Origin of the sequence: Mucilaginibacter aurantiaciroseus (assembly GCF_024055595.1) — a bacterium.
GTDB lineage: Bacteria > Bacteroidota > Bacteroidia > Sphingobacteriales > Sphingobacteriaceae > Mucilaginibacter > Mucilaginibacter aurantiaciroseus.
Genome location: NZ_JAMXOF010000001.1, coordinates 790,866 through 815,069 on the forward strand (window position 1 = coordinate 790,866; position 24,204 = coordinate 815,069).

At 39.8% G+C, this 24,204-nt stretch carries 18 protein-coding genes and 1 pseudogene; 9 read left to right on the plus strand and 10 right to left on the minus strand.

The window, feature by feature from the left end; all coding sequences use genetic code 11:
* The first annotated feature begins 52 nt into the window (after positions 1–52).
* Positions 53–2,191, plus strand: a complete 2,139-nt coding sequence (gene pnp / locus NAF17_RS03700; protein WP_252756631.1) for a polyribonucleotide nucleotidyltransferase — start codon at positions 53–55, stop codon at positions 2,189–2,191.
* Between the two features lie 160 nt (positions 2,192–2,351).
* Positions 2,352–2,621 (plus strand): hypothetical protein, encoded by a 270-nt coding sequence (locus tag NAF17_RS03705; RefSeq protein ID WP_252756632.1) that lies wholly within the window; start codon positions 2,352–2,354, stop codon positions 2,619–2,621.
* A 41-nt stretch (positions 2,622–2,662) separates the two neighbouring features.
* On the opposite strand, the gene NAF17_RS03710 is transcribed toward NAF17_RS03705, so the two are convergent.
* The 3 genes from NAF17_RS03710 to NAF17_RS03720 are packed head-to-tail and all read right to left on the minus strand — an operon-like array spanning position 2,663 to position 5,078.
* Positions 2,663–3,298: a uridine kinase family protein gene (locus NAF17_RS03710; protein ID WP_252756633.1), complete on the minus strand. Its 636-nt coding sequence runs from the start codon at positions 3,296–3,298 to the stop codon at positions 2,663–2,665.
* Positions 3,291–4,301: a DPBB and LysM peptidoglycan-binding domain-containing protein gene (locus tag NAF17_RS03715; RefSeq protein ID WP_252756634.1), complete on the minus strand. Its 1,011-nt coding sequence runs from the start codon at positions 4,299–4,301 to the stop codon at positions 3,291–3,293. Before NAF17_RS03715 ends, NAF17_RS03710 begins: the two co-directional genes overlap by 8 nt.
* A 21-nt stretch (positions 4,302–4,322) precedes the next feature.
* Complete coding sequence (locus tag NAF17_RS03720; protein WP_252756635.1) at positions 4,323–5,078, minus strand: DUF4905 domain-containing protein; 756 nt, start codon at positions 5,076–5,078, stop codon at positions 4,323–4,325.
* Positions 5,079–5,179: 101 nt separating this feature from the next.
* On the opposite strand from NAF17_RS03720, the gene NAF17_RS03725 reads away from it, so the two are divergent.
* A complete protein-coding gene (locus tag NAF17_RS03725; protein ID WP_252756636.1) occupies positions 5,180–5,659 on the plus strand; it encodes a Dps family protein in 480 nt (159 codons plus the stop codon).
* 83 nt (positions 5,660–5,742) lie between these two features.
* Here the strand turns inward: NAF17_RS03725 and NAF17_RS03730 are convergent, their stop codons facing one another.
* Positions 5,743–7,194 (minus strand): OmpP1/FadL family transporter, encoded by a 1,452-nt coding sequence (locus NAF17_RS03730; RefSeq protein WP_252756637.1) that lies wholly within the window; start codon positions 7,192–7,194, stop codon positions 5,743–5,745.
* Between the two features lie 26 nt (positions 7,195–7,220).
* A complete protein-coding gene (locus NAF17_RS03735; RefSeq protein WP_252756638.1) occupies positions 7,221–8,063 on the minus strand; it encodes a hypothetical protein in 843 nt (280 codons plus the stop codon).
* A gap of 105 nt (positions 8,064–8,168) precedes the next feature.
* Here NAF17_RS03735 and proS point away from each other — a divergent pair, with 105 nt between their 5' ends.
* The 4 genes and pseudogenes from proS to NAF17_RS03750 all read left to right on the plus strand — a co-directional run bounded on the left by proS (position 8,169) and on the right by NAF17_RS03750 (position 12,283).
* Entirely contained in the window at positions 8,169–9,641 is a 1,473-nt protein-coding gene (gene proS, locus NAF17_RS03740) for a proline--tRNA ligase (protein ID WP_252756639.1), read from the plus strand.
* Positions 9,642–9,755: 114 nt separating this feature from the next.
* A pseudogene (locus NAF17_RS18230) lies at positions 9,756–10,103 on the plus strand (four helix bundle protein).
* A gap of 83 nt (positions 10,104–10,186) precedes the next feature.
* Entirely contained in the window at positions 10,187–11,326 is a 1,140-nt protein-coding gene (locus NAF17_RS03745; RefSeq protein ID WP_252756640.1) for a cystathionine gamma-synthase, read from the plus strand.
* A 93-nt stretch (positions 11,327–11,419) separates the two neighbouring features.
* On the plus strand, positions 11,420–12,283 hold the full coding sequence (locus NAF17_RS03750; RefSeq protein ID WP_252756641.1) for a TIGR02757 family protein: 864 nt from the start codon (positions 11,420–11,422) through the stop codon (positions 12,281–12,283).
* Between the two features lie 265 nt (positions 12,284–12,548).
* Here NAF17_RS03750 and NAF17_RS03755 read toward each other — a convergent pair whose 3' ends face one another.
* Positions 12,549–13,607 (minus strand): nucleoid-associated protein, encoded by a 1,059-nt coding sequence (locus tag NAF17_RS03755; protein WP_252756642.1) that lies wholly within the window; start codon positions 13,605–13,607, stop codon positions 12,549–12,551.
* Positions 13,608–13,768: 161 nt separating this feature from the next.
* Here NAF17_RS03755 and mnmE point away from each other — a divergent pair, with 161 nt between their 5' ends.
* Positions 13,769–15,154, plus strand: coding sequence for a tRNA uridine-5-carboxymethylaminomethyl(34) synthesis GTPase MnmE (mnmE, locus tag NAF17_RS03760; protein WP_252756643.1), 1,386 nt, complete (start codon positions 13,769–13,771; stop codon positions 15,152–15,154).
* A gap of 570 nt (positions 15,155–15,724) precedes the next feature.
* Here the strand turns inward: mnmE and NAF17_RS03765 are convergent.
* From NAF17_RS03765 to NAF17_RS03780, 4 genes are all read right to left on the minus strand, one after another.
* Complete coding sequence (locus NAF17_RS03765) at positions 15,725–16,018, minus strand: hypothetical protein (protein ID WP_252756644.1); 294 nt, start codon at positions 16,016–16,018, stop codon at positions 15,725–15,727.
* Between the two features lie 127 nt (positions 16,019–16,145).
* A complete protein-coding gene (locus NAF17_RS03770; protein ID WP_252756645.1) occupies positions 16,146–18,014 on the minus strand; it encodes a PA14 domain-containing protein in 1,869 nt (622 codons plus the stop codon).
* Between the two features lie 627 nt (positions 18,015–18,641).
* Complete coding sequence (locus NAF17_RS03775) at positions 18,642–21,839, minus strand: chemotaxis protein CheB (RefSeq protein WP_252756646.1); 3,198 nt, start codon at positions 21,837–21,839, stop codon at positions 18,642–18,644.
* Positions 21,840–21,911: 72 nt separating this feature from the next.
* Positions 21,912–22,517, minus strand: a complete 606-nt coding sequence (locus NAF17_RS03780; protein ID WP_252756647.1) for a response regulator transcription factor — start codon at positions 22,515–22,517, stop codon at positions 21,912–21,914.
* A gap of 875 nt (positions 22,518–23,392) precedes the next feature.
* On the opposite strand from NAF17_RS03780, the gene NAF17_RS03785 reads away from it, so the two are divergent.
* Positions 23,393–24,184, plus strand: coding sequence for a WecB/TagA/CpsF family glycosyltransferase (locus tag NAF17_RS03785; protein ID WP_252756648.1), 792 nt, complete (start codon positions 23,393–23,395; stop codon positions 24,182–24,184).
* The last annotated feature ends 20 nt before the right edge of the window (positions 24,185–24,204 follow it).

Below are 24,204 nucleotides of genomic sequence, written 5' to 3' on the forward strand. Positions count from 1 at the left end.
ATAAAAACCGGTGCGCTCCGAAAGATGAAAAGCGTACCACAAAACAAACAAGATGAGTTTAAACGTAATTAAAAAGGTTATTGATTTAGGTGACGGCCGCACCATTGAGATCGAAACCGGTAAACTGGCCAAACAAGCCGATGGCTCTGTAGTAATTAAAATGGGTGATACCATGTTATTAGCTACGGTAGTATCATCGCAGGAAGCAAAAGAAGGTATCGATTTTTTACCTCTTTCTGTTGATTACCAAGAAAAATACGCTGCCACGGGTCGTATCCCGGGTGGTTTTTTACGCCGCGAAGCACGTTTGTCAGACTATGAGGTTTTGATCTCTCGTTTGGTTGACCGCGCATTGCGCCCAATGTTCCCGGATGATTATCATGCGGATACACAGGTAATGATATCATTGATATCTGCCGATAAAGATATTATGCCGGATTGCCTTGCAGGTTTAGCTGCTTCTGCCGCCTTAGCTTGTTCAGACATTCCATTTAATGGCCCTATATCTGAAGTACGTGTTGCTAAAGTGGATGGTAAACTAATTATTAACCCAACTTTAACCCAGTTACAGACTGCAACTTTAGAGTTTATTGTTGCCGGTAGCGAGCACGATATCAACATGGTTGAAGGCGAATCTGCAGAGATACAGGAAGCCGAATTGGTTGAAGCTATTAAATTTGCACACATTGCTATCAAAGTACAATGTTTAGCGCAAAAAGAATTAACTGCCGAGCTTAACAAAACTGTTAAACGCGTTTACAACCATGAGCACAGTAACGACGAGCTTGAAAAAGCCATCTATGCCGCTACTTATGACCAGGTTTACGCTATTGCAGGTGCGGCATCAGGTAAAGATGAGCGTACCGCTAAGTTTAAAGAAGTTAGAGATGCTTACATCGCTACTTTAGGCGAGATTGATGATATCACTAAATCATTAGCTAAAAAATACTACCACGATGTGGAATATGATGCTATCCGTAACCTTGTATTAGACGAAGGCAAACGTTTAGATGGCCGTACTACTACCCAGATTCGCCCTATATGGAGCGAAGTTGGTTACTTACCATCTGCTCACGGTTCTGCTGTATTCACCCGTGGCGAAACACAATCATTAACCACCGTTACTTTAGGTGCTAAGGATGATGAGCAAATGATTGATGGCGCTTTCATCAATGGTTACCAAAAATTCCTGTTACACTATAATTTCCCTGGTTTTTCAACCGGTGAGGTTCGCCCTAACAGGGGTGCAGGCCGCCGCGAAATCGGGCACGGTAACTTAGCTATGCGTTCGTTAAAACGTGTTTTACCTGCCGAGGCAGAAAACCCATATACTATTCGTATCGTTTCTGATATTTTAGAATCTAACGGTTCATCATCAATGGCTACGGTTTGTGCCGGTACATTGGCTTTGATGGATGCAGGTATCAAGATCAGCAACCCGGTATCTGGTATTGCAATGGGATTGATCACTAACGAAATGGGGACTAAATATGCTATCCTTTCTGACATTTTGGGTGATGAAGATCACTTAGGTGATATGGACTTTAAAGTAACAGGTACTAAAAACGGTATTGTTGCTGTACAAATGGACTTGAAGATAAACGGTTTATCATACGAAGTTTTAACCAATGCGTTAAACCAGGCTAAAGATGGCCGTTTACATATTCTTGGCGAAATGGCCAAAACGCTTACTGCACCACGTGAGGACTACAAACCACACGCTCCGCGTATTGTAATGATCAAGATAGACAAGGAATTTATTGGCGCGGTTATTGGCCCCGGCGGTAAAATTATCCAGGAAATGCAGCGCGAAACAGGTGCTACTATCTCTATCGAAGAAAAAGACGGACAAGGTATTGTTCAGATCTTTGGTGATAACAAGGACGCTATCGACGCGGCTTTATCACGTATCCGCGCTATTGCTTCTAAACCGGAAGTTGGCGAGATCTACGAAGGTAAAGTGAAATCAATTATGCCGTTTGGTGCATTTGTTGAGATTATGCCGGGTAAAGATGGTTTGTTACACATATCTGAAATTGACCACCGCCGTATCGAGACCATGGATGGTATCTTTAACGTTGGCGACGAAGTACGTGTTAAACTACTTGATGTTGATAAGCAAGGTAAATTGAAACTATCGCGCAAGGCTTTATTGCCCCGCCCGGATAGCAAGCCTACTGATAACAACTAATCAGACTTTTTTTTTATAATGCAAAACCCTCTAAAAGAGGGTTTTGCTATTTAGTCCGAAAAATATTAAAATATTAAAAACAAGTTGTAGCCTTTTGTTGTCTAGATAAGTTAAGAATAGAAAGTTTAGAGAAACACAAAAGCCGGTCCTAATTTTGCAAATGACATCTTCCACCAACGATCCTTTAGATTTTCTCAATAACTCTCATGGGATACAGACCGGTGCGCAAACTGATCTGATCCAAAAGTTATTGTACGAAATTATTAGGGTTAAAGAGCTTATTACCCTTTACGATTCCATTACAAATGGCGCAGGGCAGCTCGGCTCATCCATTTTGAATGAGTTGGTTACCGAAGCTTACAACTCCCTTGTGAACTACGATACCGTATTAATGAAAAAGTATTACGATCTGCTGCTCAACTGCGATTGATACTTAACTTAGATTACAGAATTTAGATTTTACTTTTCGATTTAGCTTAAAACCTTATCACGCAGTTCCTGCGAGATCTCGTCCGTTATTTTAATGATATCAGCCGCTTCCTGGGTGTTGTTAATAATGATCTTATTGCAGATATCTCTGTAGGGTAACAGGTATTCTTTATAAGCCGGTAAAACGTGGTTTACCCATTTATAGTATGCGTCTTCGTTAGAGTAGCCTCGTTCTTCCAGGTCGCGCTTTAGGCGGCGCTGCAGGGCTATGTGTTCCTCGGCCTCAATAAATATGGTCATATCAAGTACATCCTTAATTTTGCCGAAGTGCATGATAAAAAGGCCTTCCACAATAATAATAGGTGCGGGTTTTATCTCCAGCATTTTGGGGATAGCGTCAGGGTTATTAAAAGTGTACTCCTGCTTCATAAATGATTCGCCCTTCAATAGCTTGAAAATATCATTTTCAAAGTGGTCATGATCTATAGTTGATGGTAAATCGAAGTTATAATCACGGTTCTCCAGTTTGGTCATATTATGCGCCACGGGGAAGTAGTAATCATCTTGCGATACCAGGCAAACCTCGTCATCGCTGAAGTGTTCCAGGAAGGATTTTAAAAAGAAGGTTTTACCAGATCCGCTGCCACCGGCAACGCCAATTACATAAGGTTTATTCATTAGGTGTACCGTAGCTGATATTTACATGAAAACGTTTGTCAAGCGCGCCTAATGCTTCAGCAACATTTTTGGTCATCACTACTACCGCGTCTTTGGTAGATTGGCTATCTGTAAAGCGGCCAACTACTTTAGCAAAGGTGGTGCGGTTATTCATTGGGTTGGTTATGCGCATAACGGTGCCTATAGGGGCTGTGCGGTGTAAAACCAGTTTCTTATTAGGGTCAAGGCTGGCGTCATCTATCCAGGTGGCTACGCCTTTTTCGTTTTTTTCGAACAGGCCGTATTTGTTACTACCCGGTTTGTGCGTTGCGCTATCGATAGCAGAAGCAACGTAAGTTGAATCGCGTTTAACGGTATCAACATGGGCGTCAGTTGCAACAACAGGCTGCACTTGCGGAGCGGCGGTTGTGCCATTGGGTACGATCAAAACCTGTCTGGGTGATAGCGTAGTAGATTTTAATTTGTTTAGGGTGGTAAGCGCTTCAACGGTTGTATTGAAACGCTTGGCTATAGAATACAAGGTTTCATGCGCCGATACTTTATATTCTTGTGTGCCCGGGGTTGTAGCAGGCGCTTGAACGGCTTTCTGCTCGTCTTTTTGAACCGTTTGTTGTTGGGTTAAAACGGGCGTTTTAGCAGGTGCCGGCTCTACCGGTTTGGTGGCAACCGGTGCTTGTTGTACCGGTTTGGTTTGCGGCTGCACTACGGGGGCTTGCGCTATAATTACAGGCTTGGTTGTTTCCATGATAGAACGCTCGGTAGGTACTTTAATGATCTGGCCAATTTGCATTTTGGCATTATTATTAAACGTTTGGATAACCTTTGGGCTAACACCATACTTACGGCCAAGCAAGTAGTAATTATCTTTAGGATCGAGCTTATGCAGGATAACTTTTTTACCATTCAGGTTCTCAACACCAACAGAATCGGGCAGGGCTGATGCAAATAATGTAGAGCTTATGCTGAGCAGAACGGTGGATAATAGTAGTATTTTAAATTTCATAATAAATTCTTATTCAGTAATTTATATTTTTAAAACCTTTATTTCGGCCTTTTTTTTTATATAAACCAGTGCGTTTTTATGTAATACAAACGCCTCGGGTTGTAATTTTTGTATATCCTGGTTCAATAAATCGTGGTAAACTACATCAGTACCATCCATAATATACAGGTGCTGTTGTAAAGCCCTGTTTTTTAAAGTGTGCAAAGATACAATTCTGTAAGTATTATGGTTTAGGTAATGCACCATATTTCCGTAAGGCTCATCGGGCAAAGTGCCCGGAACCATGTCTGCGGGGGGTATCATTACAGGTACGACTATATTATTCTCTAAAGGTTTATCCTTAGTTACATCATAGGGCCTTACAATTTGCCCGGTAAGCACATCTATCAGTGTCAATTTTTTTGGCTGGAAGCTGGTATTATAAACAACCGGCCCATTGGTAGAAAGATGATCGAACGCTAAACTGTAGTTACTCCAAAGTTCTTTTGAAGTGGTGGCGTCAATGGCAATAATGGATTTGTGCTCGGGGCCGCTTTCGTGTTTGTAGTAGTGTAAAAGTATCACGCTATTATAAACAGCTTCAATACCGGTGAGCCAGCGCTCGGGTAGGGTAAAGGAGGTAAAATGCACTTCGCCGGATTCTAAATTAAGCGATGCGAAGCTCGTTTGCTTATCCGTTTCGTTACGGATCTCAATGGCCATAGTATCTGTTAACCCATCAATTTGCAGGCGCCAAATGGAGCCATTTAGGGCTTGGGAGATAAATGGTTGTAGCATTGTCATTAAGTGTGCAAATATGGCTATTTATATCAAAACATATTAACTTTTGGAAACAAAGACCGCTAAAAAACTGTTATCATAACAAAAACTAACACATCATGGACGCTGAAAAAATAAGCTTAGAAGAAAAAAAAGTAAAACCAGTAGTTGACCACTTGAACGACTTGCTTGCCAATTACCATATCCACTACCAAAAATTACGGGGTTGCCATTGGAACGTTAAAGGCAAAAGCTTTTTTACACTGCACGTTAAGTTTGAAGAACTTTATACCGTAGCCCTAACCACTATTGATGAACTGGCGGAGCGGATCCTTACTTTAGGCAAGCCACCATATAGCACGTTTAATGATTATATCTCTCAATCAACCCTTAAAGAGATTCAAACCATCGGCTTAGAAGATACCGATATGATTAAAGCCCTCATTGAGGATATGGCTGCCCTGATAGAAATGGAACGCCAAATTTTAGATATTACCGCTGATGCAGGCGATGATGGTACCAATGATATGGTGAATCGCTTTATGCAATTTAAAGAGAAAAACACCTGGATGCTAAGGTCTTTCGTTAATGAAGATTAGAGATTAGCTCTAATTCAATGAATAACAAAAAAGGCGATGAGTAAAACTCATCGCCTTTTTGAATTTAACTAATCCCTAACCTCTTAGAATCGATATCCCAAAGTTAAGTAACCATTATTAGCGGTATTCCTTAACATGGCTGCAGGGCTGCCCGCGCCAATATCATATGGGAACAGGTTTTGTGTGCCGGTAGAGTGTGCGTAGGTAGCATCAACATAGTATGCACCAAAGCGCAGGCCTATGCCACCGCTTGTGGTTTTAATATCGCTGCCGTTGCTTTTACGGGCATCACCCTGTATGCCGTAACCACCACGTAGTAAAAAGAAACTGGTTATACGGGCTTCTGCACCAATATGCGCATTAACGGCCGATTTGTATAACCCTTTTATCTCAGGGTTATCTTTGCGGTCCGCATTGTAGTTGTCATTGCTGCTTAAGTGCGTAGTACTATAATCAACATACTCCACATCACCGGTTATAAAACCAAATTTTTTGATGAATACAGACGCGCCGCCTGCCAGTTTTAATGGTGTACGCAGGTTATAATTTAATTGATAATCTTGAGATTGGTTGGCAAGATTATTGCCATTGGCTATGCGGTTTGCAAGCGCTTCGTTAAACGTATCATCAATATTATAAAAAGTAGGAGAGGTGAATGTTGCGCCCAAACGTACTGCTTCAACAGGTTTGTAAATAACACCAAGTTTAGCACTGAAACCAGTACCCCTCGTAATTTGATTTTGGACGTAATCTGAACTGTAAGCTTGATTGATAGCGCCAGCATTTGCTGTAGCTAATGTGCCGTCTTCAAAAAACGCGTTAGACGAATTGTAGCTTATATCGGTAAAGCTTAATGACAAACCTAAATAAAGCTTATTACTGTAATTGCCTCCTAACGAAAAATCAACGGCAGATTGGCTTCCTCTCCTGTTAATAACAGCAGCCTGTTTGGTGCCTGGCAAGGAGTTACTGTTTAATTGCGAGTTTATTAAATATTGTTCAAAAGCCCACCCTCCTAAACTGCCCTCATCAGTGCCAAATTGTTTGGCTTGGCTTGAGTAGTAATCGTTTATTGAATTAGCATTATTTGTACCGCCGTAGTTTATATTTTGATTAAAATCGTTTGTTCGGCTAAAGCCAATACCATAGTTAACACTTAACCAGCCTTTGTTTTTATCGGCACCGGCCGGTTTGGTTAGCTGATTGTAAATTACAATTGCCGCGTTATTCAAATTAACCTTATTGATGGTAGCAGAACTTGACTGGCCCAGATAGCTCGAATTTGATTTGTTATTGCTATACTCTGGTGTAATGCTAAACTCCGAGCGGGTAAAAAAACCGAGGCCGGCAGGGTTACCGCTAACGTTGCTCAGATCGCCGCCAACGGCAGTACCTGCGCCCCCAACTGCTTTAATACGCGATGTTGTACCCGTTGTAGTTTGCGAAAACCTTATGGCATCCTGGGAGTATTGGGCAAAAGTATTTTGGGTAAATGCTACTATAGCAATTACACTTAGTACATATTTAAATTTCATAAAATGAGTTAGGTTGATGTTAATACTTAGTTCCTTGCCGGTCTGCCACCGCCACCACCACCACCAGAGCTACGGCCGCCACCACCAAATGATGAAGCAGGTGCAGAGCGTTCAACGCTTGGTTGGTAGTTTTGAGGCTGCCTTTGTTGACGGGCAGAGTTCCTGTCATTATAGGTGCCATTAGTGGTTTGCCTAATACCGGCAGCTCCATTTCTGCTTTGACGGCCAGGCAAATACCCTATGTTGCTGGTACCGCCGCGGCCGCCAAATGCGGTACGGCCCTGGTTGCCAAATGAACTGCCCGGGCTGCCATTGCCCCTGTATGGGCGTGGGTTGCTGCGGTATGCAGAGTACCCCCCACCAAAGCCGCCGCCATAACCATACCCTGTTCCCCAGAACGAGTATGGAGAGTAAAAGCCGCCGTAACCATAACCACCCCACGGGTAACCATAGCCAAAACCGCCGCCGTAGCCAAAGCCACCGCCATACCATGGCGAGCCGAAGCCGCCGTAACCAAAGCCACTGCCAATGTTCCAGCCGCCACCGTAGCCATAACCAAGGCCGCCGTAGCCGCCATAGCCATAATACAGGTTATTGTAATAACCGAAAGGGGAGTAATAGCCAAAACGGTTTATGCGCGATGCATAATCGTCATAGTAAAAGTAATCGTCTTCGTCGGTTTGCTCGTCGCCATCCTGGTTGTATTGGTCGTTCCGGGTTATGTAAAACGGCTCCTCTGCAGCTGTCGCGTGAGAGAAATAAACGTCGTCGTTGTTGCTTTTAGATGTGGATGTAGTTCGGTTAACGGAGCAGGAACTCAGCGCTACCGCGCCAATCAAAATCATTCCTTTAATAAGATTCCTATTCATTTTGTAAGGATGTAAAGTTCTAAGGTCAAATAAACGTATAAATTTATAAATTTGGGCGTTATTAATATTAATAACAAAGTCAATTTCTATTCCAAAAATCAATATATGAGCAAAGGTGTTATTAGTAAAGACGAAGATTATTCGAAATGGTTTAACGAGTTAGTAATTAAATCTGACATGGCCGAGTATTCGCCTGTCAAAGGTTGCATGATCATTAAACCGTACGGTTATTCTATATGGGAAAAGATCCAGGCCGTGCTCGATAAAATGTTTAAAGAGACCGGGCATGTTAATGCATATTTTCCGTTGCTTATACCAAAATCTTTCTTCTCTAAAGAAGCTGCCCACGTAGAGGGCTTCGCTAAAGAATGTGCCGTAGTAACGCACTACAGGTTAAAGAACGATGGAACAGGTAATATTGTTGTGGATGAAGATGCAAAATTGGAGGAAGAATTAATTATCCGCCCAACATCAGAAACCATCATTTGGAATACTTACCGCGGATGGATCCAAAGTTACCGTGATCTGCCTATTTTAGTTAACCAGTGGGCTAACGTAATGCGTTGGGAAATGCGTACCCGTTTGTTTTTGCGTACCAGCGAGTTTTTGTGGCAGGAAGGCCACACCGCACACGCAACATCACAAGAAGCTATAGCAGAAACCGAGCAAATGCTGGACATTTACGCCGATTTTGCCGAAAACTGGATGGCATTACCGGTTGTAAAAGGCCGTAAAACGCCAAATGAAAGGTTTGCTGGCGCGTTAGACACCTATTGTATAGAGGCTTTGATGCAGGATGGTAAAGCACTGCAGGCAGGTACATCTCACTTTTTAGGGCAAAATTTTGCCAAAGCGTTTGATGTAAAGTTCACTAATAAAGAAAACGTACAGGATTTTGTTTGGGCGACCTCTTGGGGTGTATCAACCCGCTTAATAGGCGCGCTTATTATGGCACATTCTGATGATGCCGGTTTGGTATTGCCTCCAAAATTAGCGCCAATACAGGTGGTTGTTGTGCCAATTTACAAGCACGACGAAGAGTTAGAAAACATCACCACGTTTGTAAACGCGTTAACAAAAGAACTGCGTGCTAAAGACATCAGCATAAAATTTGATAAACGCGATACCCACCGCCCCGGTGCCAAATTTGCCGAGTACGAGCTGAAAGGTGTGCCATTGCGCGTTGCCATAGGCAGCCGCGACATGCAGAACGGTACGGTTGAATTGGCCCGCCGCGATACCAAAACCAAAGAAACGGTAAACCAGGAGGGCCTTGCCGCGCACATCGAGGCTTTATTAGAAGAGATCCAGGCGAACATTTACAGCAAGGCGTCAAACTTCCGTGCGGAGAATACTACTGAGGTTGATAGCTACGACGAATTTAAACGCCTGTTAGACGAGCAGCCGGGCTTTATATCGGCCCATTGGGATGGTACGTCAGAAACGGAACAAAAGATAAAAGATGAAACTAAGGCTACAATCCGTTGTATACCTTTGAACAATAAACAGGAAGAAGGCAAATGCATCCTGACAGGTAATCCGTCGACACAGAGGGTGTTGTTTGCGAGAGCATATTAATTGTTGGTATGTGGTTGATTGAGTTAAGTGGTTTTTAGCTGTACTTGCCTTGTCAACAACAGTATAACAAACAAAAGCATTTAACGATATGGCATCTTTTACTGAACTTGAAACATGGAAGAGTCACGCAAGATCAGAAACTTGGTTTCTGATCTTATAAAGAAATTTCCGGCTCAAGAAAAGTTTAGATTAGCAGACCAAATTATACGTTCTTCCCGTTCTATTGGTAATAATTTGGCATAAGGGCATGGCCGCTTTCATTATCAGGATAACATCCGGTTTTGTATTATTGCAAGAGGGTCATTAACCGAAACCCTGGATCATTTAATTATCGCGTTAGATGAGGAAATTATTACAAAAGAAGTTTTACAATCGTTTCAATCAGAATATGAAAGCTGTTTGAAATTGATAAACAGATACATTGAATATTTAAAAAGTACAATACAGTTGGGTAGTGAGTAGTTGATTAGTGATGGTTGAAATTTTCAATCATTCATAGATAGACAACCACTCACCACTTAACATAATCAACCATTTACCATCCCATGAAATTCGGAACTAAAGCAATACACGCAGGGCAGGAGCCCGACCCAACTACCGGCGCTATCATGACGCCGATATACCAAACATCAACCTACTGGCAAAAATCGCCGGGAGATAATAAGGGGTACGAGTACTCGCGCGGTACAAACCCAACCCGCAAAGCGCTGGAGGATTGTTTGGCTGCATTGGAAAATGCCAAATACGGTCTTGCATTTTCAAGCGGTATGGGCGCAACTGATGCCGTAATGAAATTGCTTGCCCCGGGCGATGAGGTAATTACGGGTAATGACCTTTATGGAGGATCGTACCGCATCTTTACCAAGATCTATGCTAACTATGGTATCAAATTCCATTTTCTTGATCTGTCGAACCCAGACATTATCAACGAATATGTGAATGATAAAACCAAACTGATTTGGATAGAAACCCCAACCAACCCAACCATGCAAGTGGTAGATATAGAGGCGATAGGCAAGATCAGTAAGGCTAATAATTTATTGTTTGTGGTGGATAACACCTTTGCCTCGCCATATCTGCAAAACCCGATCGACCTTGGTGCCGATGTGGTAATGCACTCGGTTACCAAATATATTGGTGGCCACAGTGACGTAGTGATGGGTGCCCTGATGCTGAACGACGAGGAACTTTACAAAAGGCTTTGGTTTATCTATAATGCCTGCGGCGCTACGCCAGGCCCTATGGATAGCTTTTTGGTATTGCGTGGGATAAAAACCCTGCACTTGCGCATGAAAGCGCATTGCGAGAACGGCCGCCAGGTTGCCGAGTTTTTGAAAGACCATCCACGTGTTGAGAAAATTTATTGGCCCGGTTTCCCGGATTCTAAAAATCATGACGTTGCCAAAAAGCAAATGCGCGATTTTGGCGGCATGATCTCTATCGTTTTAAAAGATGCAGACTTAAAGGAAACTTTCCGCATCGCGTCATCCTTTAAAGTATTTGCTTTGGCAGAGTCGTTGGGCGGTGTGGAATCATTAATAAACCACCCCGTTAGCATGACCCACGGCAGCATCCCCAAAACCGAACGCGACAAAGCCGGTGTGGTAGATAACCTGCTACGCCTAAGTGTAGGGGTAGAGGATATCGAGGATTTGTTAGAGGATTTGAAACAAGCGTTGGCTTAGGCCAATAAAAACCCACGCGTCATTGTAGTAAGGGTCAACTAATTCGATAACCGAATTAGTTGACCCTTACTGCAATGACGTTTTTTGATTAGCATGAACGATAACCTCAAAGCCTTCCTCGACCAAAAAGTAGCCCAATACAACCGCCCGGAGTTTATTGCCAATGATCCGGTGAGCATCCCGCATATGTTCAATAAAAAGCAGGATATAGAGATCATGGGTTTTTGGGCAGCAACGCTGGCATGGGGACAAAGGGTTACCATCATTAATAAATGCAAGGAGCTCATCACCCTAATGGATGGCGCACCTTATGATTTTATCATCAATCACGAGGAACCTGACCTTAAGAAACTACTTCATTTTAAACACCGTACCTTTAACGATATAGATACATTATATTTCATCTCGTTCTTTAGATGGCATTATGAGAATTTTGAGAGTTTGGAAGATGCGTTTGTACCTTCAAATAAGCCTTTTGTCATCCTGAACGATAGTGAAGCATCTAACAGCGAGTATATTCTTCGCGATGCCCAGAATGACAGGGTAAACAAAGCCGAAGCTGCCCTCAACCATTTCCGTTCCTATTTCTTTTCCCTGCCAGATTTTCCGCACCGTACAAAAAAGCATGTTTCGTCGCCATCACAAAAATCCACTTGTAAAAGGCTAAATATGTTTCTACGATGGATGGTACGTAAGGATGATAATGGTGTCGATTTTGGCATCTGGAATAAATTGAAACCAGCCAACCTGATTTGCCCGTGCGACTTGCATGTAGACCGTGTAGCCCGCAAGCTAAAACTCATTTCCCGCAAACAAACCGACTGGCAAACCGCCCTCGAACTAACACACTACCTCCGCGAACTTGACCCGCTCGACCCCGTTAAATACGATTTTGCGTTATTTGGTTTAGGTATAGAAGAGCGTTGGGGATTAGAGGGGATATTGCCGGAGTTTTAAAGAATCTCACCACTGTTATCGAACGAACGATAGATAGTAGAGATCTTCTACAATTAATAGGTCGGCGATTAGTATGGCGTAGAAGATTTTTCCTCGTACCTTGTTCGAAATGACGTTAGTTTTAGATTAGTAAAAAACTAACGCCATGGCCCCAAAAAAACATCTTCTGTCCGATTTTATAACCGGCAAAAGTGAACATACACTTGCGTTATATAAACACTTTGTAAACAGTTAACTACAACCTGTATTGATAAATTACAGTGATCTATGCCTCTTCTTTAAAATAAACCTTGTAATAATTCATTGCCTTGTCGTCGTCAAAGCCTTTTTCAATCAGCTTGTTATCACCGTGGATATAAATATGGAAGTTCTTATCAAGTTTTAAAACGCTTTTATAGATGCGGGCTTGTTTTTTTACGGCATTGCCGGAGATCTCAAAATTATTAGCTATCGGGGTGTCAAATTCCTCTTCATACTGGCTTTTAAAGGTTTTGAAGGACGCTATGGCTTCAGGATTATTGATCACTTCTTCACTAAACTCGTCCAAATCAAAGGTCTCTCTTTCTTTAAAGTACTTCATCGAACGGTTCAATAGGTCTATTTTATCGGCCTTGCTCATGTCAAACTCATCGTCAAGCTTTTGGGTGACAAAGTTTTTGTAGATTCCCAGCGTATTACTGGTTTGGTTAAAACTATCGTTACGGATCTTTAGCTGCAGGAACTCATCTTTCCAATATACGGCGGCATCCTGCCCCCCACTTACTTTATCAACCACAACTACTTTGTAGCCATTTTCTTTCTCAATGTTAAAGATGAGCACACCTTTATCCAACTTATTTATGTTGATGGCGTCCTGTTCATAATCTACCGCGAAACCGCCCTGGTGTGGGTATACTTTAAGGTAGGTTTCTTTATTTTCAGATTTAAAGATGCCGATAGCATCTAACGGATTGCCTTCTATCTGTACATTGTTAAAGTACACTACGTAAAGTTCGCCGCCTTTAATGTTAGGGTGTGTGCTAACTTTATATAAGTGTTTAGCAATCTGCTCAGACATTTCCTGAAATTTATCCTGATCATCGAAAACTTTGGTAGCAAAATTATGCAGTTCGTTAAGTGCCAGGTCGCTGCTACTATGCATCAAGTGGTAAACCTCGTTAACTTTTTCGAATGGTTTTAAAAAGTATTGCATCAATAGGTTGGGGATGATCTCATCCTTAAGTTCCAGTGGTTTTTCTGACAGGGCATACATTTCACCTGTAGATTGGTTACCCACGTGGTGTACAGAAATTGTATCGAGCGAAGCTTCAAAAAAAGTTACCATAGTGTGGCGAAGTTAAAACTTTTTGGTTGATGGTTAGTAGTTCTTAGGAATAGCGGGATAATTGTTTATGGCATATGGTGGACATAACATTGACTGAAAATAACGAACTTCGCAATTAATAACGGTTCATGGTTTTTACCATGAACCATGAACCATGAACCATGAACCATGAACCATTATCCATGAACTATACTGAAGAAACTATAGTAGCGCTTGCTACACCAAACGGGGCAGGGGCAATAGGGGTTATCAGGCTTTCGGGGCCCGAAGCAATAACTATTGCCCAAAAGGTTTGGATGGGTAAAGACCTTACCAAACAGGCGTCGCATACGCTTCATTTTGGGCGTATTGTGGATGGCGGCCTGGAGCTTGACGAGGTAGTAACTTCGTTATTTGTTGCACCGCGGTCATATACCCGAGAAAATGTGGTAGAGATCTCTTGTCATGGGTCGAATTATATTATCGAGTCCATTATTAAGCTTCTTATAAAAAATGGCGCACGCGCTGCTAAAGCAGGCGAATTTACATTAAGGGCATTCTTAAATGGGCAGCTCGATCTTTCACAAGCCGAAGCAGTGGCCGACTTAATCGCATCAAATTCTAAAGCTTCGCAGCAGATTGCCTTACAGCAATTGCGTGGCGGCTTTAGTAACCAGTTACAGCAACTGCGCGATCAGTTGGTGCAATTTGCATCGCTGATAGAACTGGAACTTGATTTTGCCGAAGAGGATGTTGAATTTGCTAACCGCGATCAGTTAAAAAAGTTAACCCACGAGATCACTCGCGTTATTGGCAGCTTAATACAGTCTTTTGAATTGGGTAACGCCATTAAAAATGGTGTGAACACCGTTATTGCAGGAAGGCCAAACGCTGGAAAATCAACCCTGTTAAACGCCCTTTTAAATGAAGAGCGGGCCATAGTGAGCCATATCCCAGGCACAACGCGCGATACAATTGAGGAGGTACTGAATATACAAGGTATCAACTTCCGCCTGATAGACACGGCAGGCATCCGAGAAGCAACAGATACCATTGAGCAGATAGGGGTGCAGCGTACTATGGAAAAGATAAGCCAAAGCGCCCTGTTAATATATGTTTATGATGCCGGTGAAATAAGCCTTGCCGACTTGAACAGCGATATAGAAAGCCTGCAAAAGCCTGGCGTAACGATGCTTATTGTAGCTAATAAAGCCGACCTGTTAAATGCGGAACAAATATCGGCACTGCCGCATACCGAAAAGGCAATTATTATATCGGCCAAAGAAAAACAACATATCGATGAACTGAAAAACAAGATCTACGGTACTGCAATAAAAGACCAGCTAACCGGCCACGAAACCCTTGTAACCAACATCCGCCACTTAGAAGCCCTGCAGAAAACCGAAGAAGCCCTGATAAGGGTATTGGCCGGAATAGATACTGTAACATCCGATTTCCTGTCGATGGACATTAAACAAGCCCTGCATTATTTAGGTGAGATAACCGGTGCGGTTACAACCGACGATTTACTGGAAAATATTTTTAGTAAATTCTGTATCGGCAAGTAGGCCCAACAAACACCCAAAAGTTACGACAACTTACGACAAGTAAATAACTCATTGTTAATAAGTTATGAATATTTCGTTTGTCCAAATTCTTGGATAATTGGCGTTGTATTTCTTATATTTGGTTCTAAGATGGTTCTCAAAAATAATTTTCTTTGAGAATTTAATTTGATGGAGAAATTAAGTCGCTTAAATACCCTTATTTACTCTTATTGCGTCTTAAACGCGCTTAATTACTTCTAAAAAGGGAGAAATTACAACCGATATTGATTTAAAATATCATCAGTTGTTATGTCGCCAATAGGTGATAATAATCTGATTATTTATGACTTAAAAAGGCGAAATAATTGCAAGGAATTTTTTTTGCCAAAATTTTAACGATCGGTCGGTTTTAAAAGAATGATGTTATAAGTTCAAATTTCACGGTAAACAGAATTTGTGAGCAATGCCGGAAGGTTCATGCTCATCGGACCGTGTATCAGCCGACGTGGTCGGCCGATTTCACGGAATACTTCTGTTAGCTATTTCGCCAAATTCTGAATTGTCCTTAACAGAGCCTGTAAACAGGGTCTGTTAACAGTCGACCTGCACAGCCAAGTCGACCCTTTCAAATACCTGCCCGCTCGAGCTTAAAATAGTTTGTACCGGAATATTGGATGCATCATTACCGGTAACATTATCCCATTCTTCATGTAAAATTGCCCCTGAAGTAACAGCCGCGAAATTGGCCTTAGTTACCATTTTACCGTTTAATGCTGTTGCATTGTCGGGTTTTAGAGAAAAATCCATGTTACATGATGCAGCAACTGCAAATAATGAGATCAATGGCACCAAAAAAGCATAGCTACTGCACTTTAAGTTTTTCAAGCTCATTTTTTAATAAATTAAATCAAATCTTTTGCATGGATACTAAGATTTGATTTTTTTACTTTTAAAAAACGATTGTTAATTAATTTAAATGAAAAAATTGAGTTTATTTAATTAATTATTGACGTTAATGGTAACTCATTAAAACTGCTGGCAAAATTGAAGCATCAATTTTTGCGCCCCAGCTGTTCCCATCCCAGCCTATCGGTTTAACATCATTAGGCGATAACCATGCATTATTATTGTAGTTAGATGAATTATAATAATTTACCTTGTTGTTTGAAACATTGCTATTGGTAATTTTATATCCGTTTATGGTGTTCACATAAAGGCCAACATTGGTAAAATATTGTTGTTTACCGTAAATGGTATTATTGATAATGGAATTGTGATCGCCGCCGACTATAGCCATTCCATATTGGCCCGGATCGACCAGGATATTGTTAGATGCTATAAGGTATGATCCCCCATTATCGCCAAGCATAATACCACCTCCACTTGAACTTGGTCCGCCGCCCCTTATCCAATTGCCATTAATAATAATAGGGCTGGCAGCAGTACCACTACTTTGATACAAGCTAATGGCATCCTCAGGATAACTTTGCCCGAAAATGTTCTCGCCCTTATTGTTACTTATAGAATTGCCAGCACCGCTTACGGTGTTAAACTGTACAAACTGACCGCGCGGAAAGGGGCCAGCCATGTTCAAAAATTGGTTGTAGTTTACAACGATACCGCCGCTTGTCGTCTTTTCGGCATAAACCCCGCTGCTTACATTGTTAAAATAATTGTAGTCGATGGTTATGTTTTTACATTGGTAAAGATAAATGCCAACATCAGTGGAGTTGTATAGTTTATTTTGTGTGATGTGTATGTTGTAGCAGTTAGTTAACGTAATTGCAGGTACCGAGCCCCCGATAATTGATTCGCCGCTTATAGTTATATCGTGAGCGCCGGTAAGGTTAATTATTTTTGACGGCTTGTAAACTGAAGTAGCTAAAGTTGGTAAGAATGGCGAAAGGCGGTGACCGGGTATAGGCGTTTCAGTGATATTGTTAGGTAAGGTCCATTGTACCGAAACGTTATCACCGCCGCCGCCTTGCTTGTGCAATACTTCTATATAATACTTGTGGTTGGCCTGTAGGGCTATTAAAGCCGATTTTTGCGATGCTAATTTAGTCCATTCCTTAAAGTTTGTCCAGCTGAGTGTACTTGCTATAATTTTTTTGTTTGCCGGGTTATCATCAGTTGAAAGCAATAACTGTCCCGCATCATCGCCCGCTATATAAAAAGTATAATTTCCGCTTGTTGGCGGATAAATATACCCCCGCATCCTATCCCCATAATTTGATTTGTAATTTATCGGGCCTTCCAAAGTTTTTATCTGGCTGGTTGAGGTTGGTGCAGCGTGGAGGGGAATATCTATTACATCGTTACCTGTAATATTATCCCATTCTTCGCGTAAAATTGTACCTGTTATGGTGGCAGGCGCCACGTAAGGCGAAAGCATTGAACCTGGTATATGCGTTTCTGTCATATTACCGGGCAACGTCCATTGTACTGAAACGTTATCGCCGCCCGCTCCCTGCTTGTGCAAAACTTCTACGTAATACTTTTGCCCCGCCTTAAGAGCAATAGCCGCCGATTTTTGTGAAGCAAATTTAGTCCATTCTCTAACTTTTGTCCAACTCAAGGTTCTTGCTATTTTTATTTTGTTTAGCGGATTGTCATCAAGTGAAAGCCATAATTCGGCGGCATCGTCCCCGGCTATCCAAAACGTATAATTTCCGGTTGTGGGGGCGTAAATATAACCCCTCATTCTATCGCCATAATTACTCCCATTATTCACGGGCCCTTCCAGCGCTGTTAATTGGCTGCTGGATGTTGGAGTGGTTTGCAAAGGAATGTCCGACACGTCGTTCCCGGTAAGTCCGTCCCACTCTTCACGTAAAATCGACCCCGTCCTCACGTTACTCGTGGTAGCCAAGTTAGCCATTACAGCATTTGTTGATATTGAACTGTCTGGCTTAATAAGAGGATCCTTATTACAGGAAAATAAAATCGGAAGTGGCGCTATAACCAATAAAAAAAAAGTATAGTAATGCCAGCATAAGTGTTTTGGGCTCATTGTTAAATTAATTAGACCAATTATACGCTGATTTACGAGGTTTATTTTATTCTGTATATTACAAAAAGTACAATATTTTTTAATTTTAAAGAAATTATAAGGCTTAAGTATATCATTTACAGTTATTTAATTTTAAAGAAAATAAATTAAAATTAGTGAAACTTTTTTATTTACGGTTTGTATAAACCATGAATAAAATCATTCGGGATTAAAATATTTTGATATAAATTTTTAATAAAGAAAACAAAGGCATTTAAAGGCTAAGTTTTTTTTATGCAATATTTAACCAAAATCGACAAAGTAGAGTGGAGAAACGCACTGTAATAAAAGTGCAGTAGAATGGTGAAAAAAGCGATAGATGATATACTCTTTTTACAGAAATTAAACAAAAGTAATACCCTGAGGAGATTTAAAAGTTGTATTGAATAAAATGAAACTGTCATTAGCATTTAAGCTTGAGCGGAAGAATAAATATTGAAGTGATAACAGATCATCTTAAACCAGAGCTGCATTTTGTTCCGCATGAACTTTGAAAAATATAATAAACTTACTCCCTTTACCCGGTGCGCTTTCTACAGTAAAATTTCCTCCTGAGGCGTTAACTATTTTTTTTGCGAGAAACAATCCTATTCCTTGCCCTTCAACATTCTTATTTATCCTGCCGTAGATATCAAAAATTTTACTCATGCTCCGTTTGTCCATGCCAATTCCATTATCTTCTACCGTTAACAGCACACGGTCATTAGCTTGTAAGGTATTAATTTTAATAACGGGCGCTAATTCCCCCTTAAATTTAATACCATTTGAGATTAAATTGTAGAGTATACTTCGCAAGTTTTTTTTCGAAAATTCAATTTGTTTTACATTGAAATCCCTGATAATTACCGCTCCGGATGTTTTAATTTTATTTTCTAAACTCCATTCAATATTGCCGATGATCTCGTCCAGATCCACCATTTCCATTGCCACCATATCGCTTTCCACTTTGGCAATGGTAGCTATATCTTTAATTAAGGTTTGGAACTTTTTGACTGATATATTGATCAAATCTAAAAATTTCTTTGCTTCGGGATTATTTATCTCCAATTTATTCACAATGTTCAAACTCCCTTCAATATTGCCTAACGGCGCCAAAAGATCGTGCGATGCGGCATGTATGAAATTTTCCAGATCGTCGTTTATGACTAACAGGGTTTTATTTTTTTTGTTAAGTTCCGCTTGGGCTTTTTTCAGTTCAGTAATGTCATTAAAGGTAATTATTGCCCCATTCTTTTTATTATCTGCTTGCCGTAAATAAGGCATGGTCATTACCTGGAACCAATTACCATCGTTAGTTTCAATTTCCTTGGTTATAATGGCACCTTCTGCAAATACCTGTTTTATATCTTCGATGATCGTTTCAAATTTTATATTAGTAGAGATATTACTAAGTGGCCGGCCTATATCAGTATCCAATATGTTAATGAGCTTTACGGTACCCGGCGAAAATTTCATTAACTGTAACTCATTGTTAATAAACAATTGTCCATTAATATTACTTCTGAAATAATTGTTTAAATCGTCATTATTATCCAGCAATTCCTTGTTTTTTAAATGATAATCGGTATTAATTTTATCCAGTTCCTCGTTTATGGATTGCATTTCTTCATTGGTGCTTTGCATTTCTTCATTCGCTGATATCATCTCCTCATAAAAAGACTGCATATTTTCATTTGAAGCATCCAATTGCTCGTAAGCTGACCGTAGCTTATCATTCAACTCCTTCTGCTGTTCTTCCAGGTTTCTGGTATATTGATCATAGAATAGCTTTTCATTAAAGTCGCTATGCCCTGATGCGACAAAAAATTTATCTTCTTTAATAGTGACCATTAGCAATTTTGGAACTCCATTTTTTGTAGACAACGGGATTACAGACAGGTTTACTTTTAAAGTAGTTTTATCGCCTTTGATAACAATATCATTAACAGCTATTGGTACACCGGTTTTTAAAACCGTGCTGCTTGATATATTAAATGCAAGCGCCAATTGTTTTGGTAGAAGCTCCTGGAGATTTGAATTAAAGTGTTTATGAAGTAAATATTTTGTGGTGTCGCCGAATGACTTCAGCACCGTATTGTTTTCATCGATACAAAGTACAAGGTAATCAAACTCATTGGCCAGGCTTTGATGCATTACCTCAAACAAAGAATTTTTAGGGGTGTCAGCAACATCTTCACGAGACGAATAGGGCTTTACACGATTTATATCCATCAATGCGGGCATCGTGAAGGCATCAAAACTTACTGTCCGTTTTGATCTAAGGTTTTTATATACCTTCCATTTTTTATTTACTACTTCCAGGCTCTCGATTATAGAAGTGGGTGCTTCACTGGAACCTAAAAACAAATAACCATCTGTTTTAAGACCAAAAAGTAACATGGCAAATATTTTCTTTTGCAATACGGGCTTAATATAGATCAGCAGATTACGGCAACTTATAAAATGCATATTACAATACGGCGGATTCTTGACAAGATCGTGCCGGGCAAAAGTCACCATTTTTCGCACTGCTGGTTTTATCCGGTAATTTTCACCTTCTTTTAAAAAATAATTGTCAAGCTGCACTGATGATATATTTTTAGTGGCTTCCAAACTATATACCCCCTTATTGGCATAAGCTAATGCATCGCCGTCAATATCTGTAGCAAATATTTTTACCACTACATCTTCAAAAAGGCCCGTCAATAATTCACAAACCGTAATAGCCATTGAGTAAGCTTCTTGTCCGGTTGCACAGCCTGCTACCCACATTTTTAATTCCTCACCGAGGGGTAGCGCTTCCAGCAATAGTGGAATTACTTTCTTTGCAATAACGTCAAAAGCTTCTTTGTCCCTGAAAAACGACGTAACGCTGATCAAAAATTCTTTGGTAAGTGCTTTTATCTCTTCGGGATCGTTCTTTAAAAAATCAAAGTATTTTGCAAGTGATGTGACATTCTTTAGTGCAGCCCTTTTTTTAGTTCTCCGCAGAATAGTAGTTGGTTTATAATCCGAAAAATCAAGAGGAGAACTCTCCTTAACATGGTTTAATATAACCTCCATGTATTTTTCATCATCACCATTTTTATTAGATAACACTTTTTCCTTTTTTATATAATCTTTAATTGCAGCAGGCATAAATTCTGGTTCCAAAACAAAATCTATCATGCCTGTAGCAATAGCGTGCGAAGGCATACTACTAAATTGCGTAGTTTCCGGATTACGCACCATTGCCATACCACCGGCCTCTTTTATGAGCTTGATACCCTCGGTGCCATCCGAGCCTAATCCTGAAAAAATTATACCTATGGCTTTTTGACCATTACTGGCTGCCAGCGAAGTAAAAAACCTATTAATTGTTAAATGAGGGGCTTGGGATTTTTCCTTTTCTTCGATGTATAATTTCCCATCACTAATGGTCATATACTTATTATTGGGGATAAGATATACTACATTGCTTTTAATTGTTTCAGCGTTTTCGGCTTCCTTTACCGCTAGCATACTATGCCGGGTCAATAACTCCACCATCCGGCTCTTAAAGTCTGAAGATAAATGCTGGATAATAATGTACGAGACACCATCTAAGGGGGTGTGATTAAAAAATGATAAGATCTCTTCCAACCCACCAGTCGAGGCGCCGATGGCAATAATGTAAGTAGGTTTCTTTTTGTTCATAATTTTATCGGCTTTGAATACAACAGCTCTAAAATTAATTTGTTAAGTCTGGCTTGGGTATGCACAGAACAACTAGGCAATTACATTATTTAAAAAGCGCAAGTCGAAATTCTTTGCCATTATACCTTTAACCAAAGGGCGATTTCTTACTTTTTCCTTATAAGAGGGGTGGATATGATTTGAAATAACATAAACATTTATTTCCTTTTTGAAGTATGGATAAATTACTGCCAATTCATCTAAAAATTCCCAACCATCCATATCAGGCATATTTACATCAACAAATATAAAGTCGGGGATGACATTTACTTTACCTTTATTTTCGGCCAGGTAATTGATCGCCATGTTACCATCAGTATATTGTTCCGGCCCATTAAAAGTACTGGAGCTATTGAACAACGCTTTAGCTGAAGTTTGGTAGTCAATGTCGTCATCAACTATTAAAGACGTAAAAAGCCTCTCTTCGGTTAACAAATGGCTAACTTGTATTTTAATATTGAGATCTTGTTTAGAGATCAGTTCTTTAAAACAATACTGGCAAAAATAGCTGCCGTCCCGGGTTTTAAATGTAGAAACCTCAACTACCGTACACGAATCAACATTAAAAATAGAACCTTTACATTTTTTGTTAAAACAGTAGTACTTAATTTTATCATCAGCCTTCATCGTATCTTTCATAGCATCCTTAATTTAAAAGGTAAAAAAAAATTAACTTTTGTTTAAATTTAAAGTTATTAATACTACATGTGTAAGTCAAATCCCGTACCAACTTTCATTTATAGAATATAATTATTTAAAATGAAAAAAATAAGCCAAAATTTATAAAAAAGTTTTTTTAAAGTAAAATACTTTTGTTTAAAGCTTGATTTTACTGGCAACTGCATACTTAAATAACCACAATTTGCACATCCTTATAAAAAGAATTGTGGTTTACCAATTAATGATAAAAGCATTTAGCAGGGCAGCATTCATATCACTTATCTTAATAATTTTAGCAAGTGTTCTGTGGAATTATACCATTATCACGATAGTTGTATTGATATTAGGGTGGATAACCTTAATGTTTTACATCGATCCATCCGAAGATTGGAATTAGCAATTGAAGGACAGTTTTTTAAACGAGTTGTTTAAACAACATTGGACACTTACTCCCTTCCAAATCCATTTTTGGTTCTCTTTCATTAAATTTAATATTGATCTAGCCCATACCAGGTGAGCTTCTAACGCGGGTGTTTTACTATTGACGCTCCTATATTTCATTCTGCTGACATAAACTTAAATAAATCATTACCACTGCCAGCACTATTAGTTTCCCGCGTTTCTTCAGCCCTATTTATTTTTCTAAACCAGAAACGCTCAATAAGTTTATTAACAAGCAACGAAAGACCACTAATTGTTAAACTACTATCAATTTGTAAATATAATTTCTTTAAAAGAAAATATATTTATATTTAAATCAAACTTTACTTCATTATTAATGTAGTTAATTTATATTATAATTTATAAATCAAAAAGAATATAAATTAACATTTATTTAAAAAATAAAGAATTGAATGATGAATACTTTACAATGTAATTATATGGGTTATGACTTATTTAATGGTAACCTCAATAAACTGCCTGCTTTACCTAAGGTATTGATCAATACCATTAATCAGTATTCTTTTTGCATAGCCGAAGAAGATAGAGACTTTAAAAAAGCGTTACAAAATTCGGATGTTTTGTTGCCCGACGGGATAGGCATTGTTTTAGCAGTAAAAACAACTACGGGTGAGGTTATAAAAAAGATATCAGGAACTGATATGCATCAACATCTTATAGCCGAACTAGATAAAAACAGCGGCAAATGTTTTTACATGGGATCGTCGGAAAATACATTGCGTAAAATTAAAGAGCGGTTAAATATTGAGTTTCCCAACATTACTTGTGAGTACTTCTCTCCGCCTTTTACTGAAGTATTCTCTGACGAAGATAATGCATTAATAATTGAAAAAATAAACAGCTTTAAGCCTGATGTATTATTTGTTGGAATGACAGCCCCTAAACAAGAAAAGTGGGCCAGTCAACAAAAAAACAAAATTAACGCAAAACTGATATGCTCAATTGGGGCTGTTTTTGATTTCTATGCCGGTACTATTGAAAGGCCGGCTAATGTTTGGATAAACCTAGGCTTAGAATGGTTTGTGCGTTTATGCAAGGAGCCTAAACGCATGTGGAAAAGGTATTTATATTACGGACCGGTATTTCTATATATTTTAATGAAGGAAAAATTAAGATTAAATCTATCCCATACCAGCCCGGTAATAACAGGTTTTCATAAAGCTCAAAAAAATATAGTTCATTAAATTTCTAATTTCAATTATCT

Excerpts from the sequence above, each read along its gene's own strand:
- pnp (WP_252756631.1), top strand. The coding sequence starts at position 53 with ATGAGTTTAAACGTAATTAAAAAGGTTATTGATTTAGGTGACGGCCGC.
- NAF17_RS03705 (WP_252756632.1), top strand. The coding sequence starts at position 2,352 with ATGACATCTTCCACCAACGATCCTTTAGATTTTCTCAATAACTCTCAT.
- NAF17_RS03710 (WP_252756633.1), bottom strand. The coding sequence starts at position 3,298 with ATGAATAAACCTTATGTAATTGGCGTTGCCGGTGGCAGCGGATCTGGT.
- NAF17_RS03715 (WP_252756634.1), bottom strand. The coding sequence starts at position 4,301 with ATGAAATTTAAAATACTACTATTATCCACCGTTCTGCTCAGCATAAGC.
- NAF17_RS03720 (WP_252756635.1), bottom strand. The coding sequence starts at position 5,078 with ATGCTACAACCATTTATCTCCCAAGCCCTAAATGGCTCCATTTGGCGC.
- NAF17_RS03725 (WP_252756636.1), top strand. The coding sequence starts at position 5,180 with ATGGACGCTGAAAAAATAAGCTTAGAAGAAAAAAAAGTAAAACCAGTA.
- NAF17_RS03730 (WP_252756637.1), bottom strand. The coding sequence starts at position 7,194 with ATGAAATTTAAATATGTACTAAGTGTAATTGCTATAGTAGCATTTACC.
- NAF17_RS03735 (WP_252756638.1), bottom strand. The coding sequence starts at position 8,063 with ATGAATAGGAATCTTATTAAAGGAATGATTTTGATTGGCGCGGTAGCG.
- proS (WP_252756639.1), top strand. The coding sequence starts at position 8,169 with ATGAGCAAAGGTGTTATTAGTAAAGACGAAGATTATTCGAAATGGTTT.
- NAF17_RS03745 (WP_252756640.1), top strand. The coding sequence starts at position 10,187 with ATGAAATTCGGAACTAAAGCAATACACGCAGGGCAGGAGCCCGACCCA.
- NAF17_RS03750 (WP_252756641.1), top strand. The coding sequence starts at position 11,420 with ATGAACGATAACCTCAAAGCCTTCCTCGACCAAAAAGTAGCCCAATAC.
- NAF17_RS03755 (WP_252756642.1), bottom strand. The coding sequence starts at position 13,607 with ATGGTAACTTTTTTTGAAGCTTCGCTCGATACAATTTCTGTACACCAC.
- mnmE (WP_252756643.1), top strand. The coding sequence starts at position 13,769 with ATGAACCATGAACCATTATCCATGAACTATACTGAAGAAACTATAGTA.
- NAF17_RS03770 (WP_252756645.1), bottom strand. The coding sequence starts at position 18,014 with ATGGCTAACTTGGCTACCACGAGTAACGTGAGGACGGGGTCGATTTTA.
- NAF17_RS03775 (WP_252756646.1), bottom strand. The coding sequence starts at position 21,839 with ATGAACAAAAAGAAACCTACTTACATTATTGCCATCGGCGCCTCGACT.
- NAF17_RS03780 (WP_252756647.1), bottom strand. The coding sequence starts at position 22,517 with ATGAAAGATACGATGAAGGCTGATGATAAAATTAAGTACTACTGTTTT.
- NAF17_RS03785 (WP_252756648.1), top strand. The coding sequence starts at position 23,393 with ATGATGAATACTTTACAATGTAATTATATGGGTTATGACTTATTTAAT.